The sequence below is a fragment of the Clostridium sp. CTA-17 genome, from assembly GCF_054767895.1.
Genome location: NZ_BAAABF010000019.1, coordinates 1 through 5,675, shown reverse-complemented (window position 1 = coordinate 5,675; position 5,675 = coordinate 1). Strand labels below are relative to the sequence as shown.

The 5,675-nt window shown below is 28.0% G+C and carries 4 protein-coding genes, 1 tRNA gene and 1 rRNA gene; all 6 read left to right on the top strand.

Annotated features, from left to right (window positions below; genetic code table 11):
* Positions 1 to 30 precede the first annotated feature (30 nt).
* Positions 31 to 148 (top strand): 5S ribosomal RNA (gene rrf / locus ACYUCG_RS15040).
* A gap of 9 nt (positions 149 to 157) precedes the next feature.
* Positions 158 to 232, top strand: a tRNA-Asn gene (locus tag ACYUCG_RS15035).
* A 662-nt stretch (positions 233 to 894) separates the two neighbouring features.
* Positions 895 to 2,985 carry an elongation factor G gene (fusA, locus tag ACYUCG_RS15030; RefSeq protein ID WP_460268821.1) on the top strand — a complete coding sequence of 697 codons (2,091 nt, stop codon included), beginning with the start codon at positions 895 to 897 and terminating at the stop codon, positions 2,983 to 2,985.
* Positions 2,986 to 3,405: 420 nt separating this feature from the next.
* Positions 3,406 to 3,642 (top strand): hypothetical protein, encoded by a 237-nt coding sequence (locus ACYUCG_RS15025; protein ID WP_060794590.1) that lies wholly within the window; start codon positions 3,406 to 3,408, stop codon positions 3,640 to 3,642.
* Positions 3,643 to 3,893: 251 nt separating this feature from the next.
* Complete coding sequence (locus ACYUCG_RS15020) at positions 3,894 to 4,841, top strand: ROK family protein (protein ID WP_003459920.1); 948 nt, start codon at positions 3,894 to 3,896, stop codon at positions 4,839 to 4,841.
* A 559-nt stretch (positions 4,842 to 5,400) separates the two neighbouring features.
* A partial coding sequence (locus ACYUCG_RS15015) for a rubredoxin-like domain-containing protein (RefSeq protein ID WP_409193558.1) occupies positions 5,401 to 5,675 on the top strand: 275 nt, incomplete at its 3' end.

Here is a 5,675-nt window from a genome sequence, read left to right as displayed (position 1 = left end):
CAATTTTGAAAGAACAAAAACTTTCAAACATCTGGTGATGATGTTCTTTAGGGTAACACCCGTTCCCATTCCGAACACGACGGTTAAGCCTTTAGAAGCCGATGGTACTGCACGGGAGACTGTGTGGGAGAGTAGGTGGTCGCCAGGTCCAAAATGTTCCTCGGTAGCTCAATGGTGGAGCACTCGGCTGTTAACCGATAGGTTGGAGGTTCGAGTCCTCTCCGAGGAGCCATTTTTTTATTTAAAAAGAGTTATTAAAGAAGATATAAATATCTTTTTTAATAACTCTTTTTATTTTTATCAAAGGAATTTAATAATTTATGTTGAATTACTAAATTATAAAGAAAAATATAAATATTAGATTTATTAAGTTTAGTAAATTAAAAACTAAGAATTAATCTAGTTGATATTTTCTTGTAAAAGTATAGGGAATTTTTATGGTAAATGCTAATCTTAAGATATAAAAGTACTAAATATAAAGATAATATTTTATGATTATATAGAATATATTTAGTTATATAGTTTTTATTAAAATTATTATTAAAAAAAATCAATATTAGAATATTCAAAAACACTTTTAGAAAGCAAATGAGTATAAAGTGAGTTTAAGTTTATCTTATATATATAAATCAAATTAAAAATTTTTATATATTTTGATATTTAACTAAAAGGATATATTTAAGTAAACATTTATATTTAAATTTAATTTTTAGTTATTGCATAAGGGGATTTGATAAAAGTAGAAAGTAGGACATGCTTTTATATAAATCAAGTTATTAAATACAAAGTGTATGCATACTTTAAACAGATTACTAATACTAATTTTTCTAGAAAGGTGGTGAATGCTACTTATATATTGATATGTAAACAATATCAATGGTGTAGCAGAAGATTATGAAGGAGTATAAGATTGAGAATCTAAGAAATATAGGTATTATAGGACATAGCGATTCAGGTAAAACTGCATTAGCAGAAGCTTTACTGTATTATACAAAGACTACTGATAGATTAGGAACTTGTGAAGATGGAAATACAATAAGTGATTATGACCAAGAAGAGAAAAAAAGAAAGATATCATTAGCCCTATCTATTATTCCTTTTGAATATAGTGGAACTAAGATTAACTTATTAGATACTCCAGGTTATTTTGATTTTGTTGGAGAGCAAATAGAAGGGGTTAAGGCTGCTGACTCTGCAATTATAACTGTATGTGGAGTTACTGGAGTACAAGTTGGAACTGAAAAAGCATGGGAATGCTGTGAAAAAGAAAAATTACCAAGAGCATTTTTTATAAATAAATTGGATAGAGAAAATTCAAATTTTGATAAAGTATTAGAAAATATAAGAAATATATTTGGAAATAGAGTAATTCCTACTCAATATCCATTAGGTAAAGAAAAGGAATTTAAAGGAATTGTGAACCTTATAACTGAGGAAGCTTTTGAATATGATAAAAAATCAGGAAAAATAAATAAGATAGAAATACCTAATGAAGTAAAAGATAAGGTTAATGAGTATAAAACTTATTTAATGGAATCTGTAGCTGAAATTGATGAGGAATTACTTGATAAATATTTATCTGAAGGAGAGCTTACAGTTGATGAAATCTATAAAGGACTTTCTATTGGATTTGAAGAAGGAGATATAGCTCCAGTTATGTGTGGAAGTTCAGTATCAATAGTTGGTATGAAAAGCCTATTAGATTCAATTAAAGGATATTTCCCATCACCAGATATAATTAAAGCTAAAGTTGCTATTGATAGTAATAATGAAGAAATATTAGTTAAGTCAAATAAGGATATGCCATTTTCTGCATTTGTATTTAAAACAATTGCTGATCCTTTTGTAGGAAAGCTTTCAATATTTAAAGTACAAACAGGAGAACTAACAACTGATAAGATAATTATAAATTCAAAAAATAATAAGATAGAAAAAGTTAGTTCATTATGTTTTTTAAGAGGCAAAAGTCAAATACAAACAAGTAAAATAGGCGCAGGAGACATAGGAGCTGTTACAAAACTTCAATATACTTCAACTGGAGATACTCTTTGTGAAAGTAACTTTAAAATTAATTATGAAGGGTTTGAGTTCCCAGAAGCAGTTATGACTATGGCAGTATTACCAAAAAGTAAAGGTGATGAAGAAAAAATTTCTCAAGGACTTTCTAAGCTTCTAGATGAGGATCCAACCTTTAAGGTTTCTAGAGATCAAGAAAATGCAGAAACTTTAGTTTCTGGTATTGGAGAGACACATATAGAGGTTTTAGCTAGTAAATTAAAGAGTAAATTTGGAATTGATGTAATTCTTCAAGACCCTAAGATTCCTTATAGGGAAACTATAAAAGGTAGTTCTGATGTACAAGGAAAGCATAAAAAACAATCTGGTGGCCATGGACAATATGGAGACGTGAAAATTAAATTTGAGCCTAGAAGAGACGGTAAGCTTGATTTAGAGTTTGTTGATAAGGTTGTTGGAGGGGTTGTGCCTAGAAACTATATACCAGCAGTAGAAAAAGGCTTAAGAGATTGTTTAAAGAAAGGGGTTTTAGCTGGTTATCCTGTAATAGGAATTAAGGCTACATTACATGATGGATCATATCACCCTGTAGATTCATCAGAAATGGCATTTAAGGTAGCTGCTTCATTAGCATATAAGAAAGGTATGGAAAATGCAAAACCTGTTATATTAGAGCCTATTATGAAGGTTGAAATAATCATTCCAGATGAATACATGGGAGATATAATTAGCGATATAAATAAGAAAAGAGGAAGAGTAATTGGAATGGAACCAGAGGGTAATAATGAAAAAGTTATAGCTGATATTCCTTTATCAGAAATGTTTAAGTATGCTACTGATTTACGTTCAATGACTCAAGGAAGAGGAAGCTTTAGCATGGAATTTGAAAAATATGAGGAAGTTCCAAGTGCAGAAGTAGATAAAATAATAGAAGATGCAAAGAAAATGAAGGAAGCTAAGGAAGCTTAAAAAATTATAGATCGGAAATTTAGTAAGTACCATCTTAAAATTTAAAAAGATGGTACTTTTTATGTATACAAGGAAAAAAATGTGGTTAAATTAATAATGTTCAAGGTATTATTAAAAATTTTAAAGAAATAAGTTAAAAAGAGTATATTAATGATATAAAAATAATGAATAAAAAAATATATAATAGAATATAAATCTTTTAGGAGTATTTTATCTTATTATAATAAAAGTTAATTAGTACTTTCTAAAAGTTTAAGACTTTAATTTAATTAAAATTATTAGTATCTGAAAAATATCTTAAATTAAAGCGAAATAATATAAAAATTAAAAATAATTAAATATTTTGGTAAATAAGAGGGTTTTTATATTTATATATCTAATTATATATTTAGAGATAATATCTTAAATGAGGTGTAATTCATGTGTAATTATAGAATGGATATAAAGGGTAAAATAAGTTTAAGTGATTATAGTAACATCTTTGATTATATAAATATTGTTGATGTATGTGATAGATTTATGATTTATATGGAGTCTTTAGATGATGATAATATAGGAATTATTTGTTCTATGCTTAAGGATAATAATTTTAATATAAAAAATCAAGGATACAATAACCAGGGGATTTACTATATAAATGCTAAAAAAATAGGTTAGCATAACCAGATCATAATAGTATTTTTTATATAAATAATTGTAAAAGTATATAATTTAAAAATGGTATAACTTTAACTGTGTAAAGGTACGTACATTTATGTTATAATGTACTTTGTGTTAAATAAAATTATTAATAAGCTATAATTTAAGTTGTCATATAATAATTTAACGAAGTGAATTCTAAAGGGCAACTTGTAAGAAGCACTTATAGTTGAATTAATCCATAAGGAACATGGGGGAGGATTTTTTAAATGAAGAATTACGTTGTTGGAATAGATCTAGGGGGAACAAAAATTAGCTGTGCTCTTGCTGATCTAGAAGGAAATGTTAAAGCTCAACATACAACTCCAACTAATGCTCATGAAGGAGAGCAAGCAGTTTTAGATAGAATTATAGGCTGTGTTGAAACTGTAATATGTGAAGGAAAAGTAACTATTGATGAAGTAGAAGCAATAGGTATTGGATCACCAGGACCATTAGATGCCAGAACTGGTATAATAATAACAACTCCAAATTTACCTTTCAAAAACTTCAACTTAGTTTCACCATTAAAAGCTAAGTTTGGTATTCCTGTTTACTTAGATAATGATGCTAACGTAGCTGCTATAGGTGAATTTATGTTAGGTGCTGGAAAAGGTACTGAAAATATGATTTATATAACTGTAAGTACTGGTGTAGGTGGAGGAGCAATCCTTAACGGTAAAATATACAGAGGAAGTACTTCAAACGCATTAGAAATTGGACATTCAACTGTTGCACCTGGAACTGTAAGATGTAATTGTGGTAACATGGGATGTCTAGAAGCTGTATCATCAGGAACAGCTATTGGTAAAAGAGGAAGAGAAGCAGTTGCTACAAATGTAGAAACAAGCTTAAAAGATTACGACAATGTAACTTCATATGAAGTATTTGTTGAAGCAGCTAAAGGTGACAGAGTTGCAAAATCAATAATAGATGAAGCTTTAAACTACTTAGGAATTGGTGTTGCAAATGCAATAGCAACTTTTGATCCAGACATGGTTGTTATAGGTGGAGGAGTTTCAAAAGCTGGAGAAGTTGTTTTTGAAACAGTTCAAGAAGTTGTTAATGAAAGATGTTTTAAAGCTATGGCTGAGCATTGTAAAATAGTTCCTGCTGGATTAGGAACTGATGCAGGAGTTATTGGAGCAGTAGCTTTAGCATTATTAGAGTGCAAATAATAAATTTATATAAATAAGTTAGAAGTTTTTACTTCTAACTTTATTTTTTATATATTTTGCTAGACAAATATAATGTTTACATAGTAAAATGTTATAAATTTATAAACTAAGAAAATTAGACAATTAAATACTAGAAAAAAAGGTTATTTTGTGATAAAACTATATTGAAAATGGTAAATTAAGTATGAAGTTAGGTCATAACCACATATTGTGATTATTATAAAGACATTATATAATTTTATTATATAATGTCTTTTTTTACTATAAACAATTAACTTTTATAGAATTAAAGACAATAGCTTATAGCGTTATGACTATATTATAAATATTAGTAAAAATAAGATATTAAAAAAGTAATAAAACTTAATTTTAAGAAAAATTAAAAAATTTTTTTGAAAAAAATAAAAATAACTATTGCTAAATAATAATTATTATTATATAATAATGACATAAGGTTGATGAAGAAACAAATCAACAAGAAACGACTTAAATAAAGACTTTTAAATTATGATATAAATTGAAATTAGGTAAATGTTTGTTTTGTAGGAGGAATAATATTATGAAAAAATTTGTTTGTACAGTATGTGGATATGTTTATGAAGGAGAAAAAGCACCAGAAAAATGCCCAGTATGTGGAGTTGGAGCTGACAAGTTCATAGAGCAAGGAGAAGACTTAGCATTTGCAGATGAGCACAGAATCGGAGTTGCTAAAGGTGTAGATGAAAGAATAATCGAAGGATTACAAGCTAACTTTGTAGGAGAATGTACAGAAGTAGGAATGTACTTAGCTATGTCAAGACAAGCTGACAGAGAAGGATTCCCAGAAGTTGCAGA

Bases quoted from the DNA above. Each gene is read 5' to 3' on its own strand.
- fusA (WP_460268821.1), top strand. From the start codon at position 895: ATGAAGGAGTATAAGATTGAGAATCTAAGAAATATAGGTATTATAGGA.
- ACYUCG_RS15025 (WP_060794590.1), top strand. From the start codon at position 3,406: ATGTGTAATTATAGAATGGATATAAAGGGTAAAATAAGTTTAAGTGAT.
- ACYUCG_RS15020 (WP_003459920.1), top strand. From the start codon at position 3,894: ATGAAGAATTACGTTGTTGGAATAGATCTAGGGGGAACAAAAATTAGC.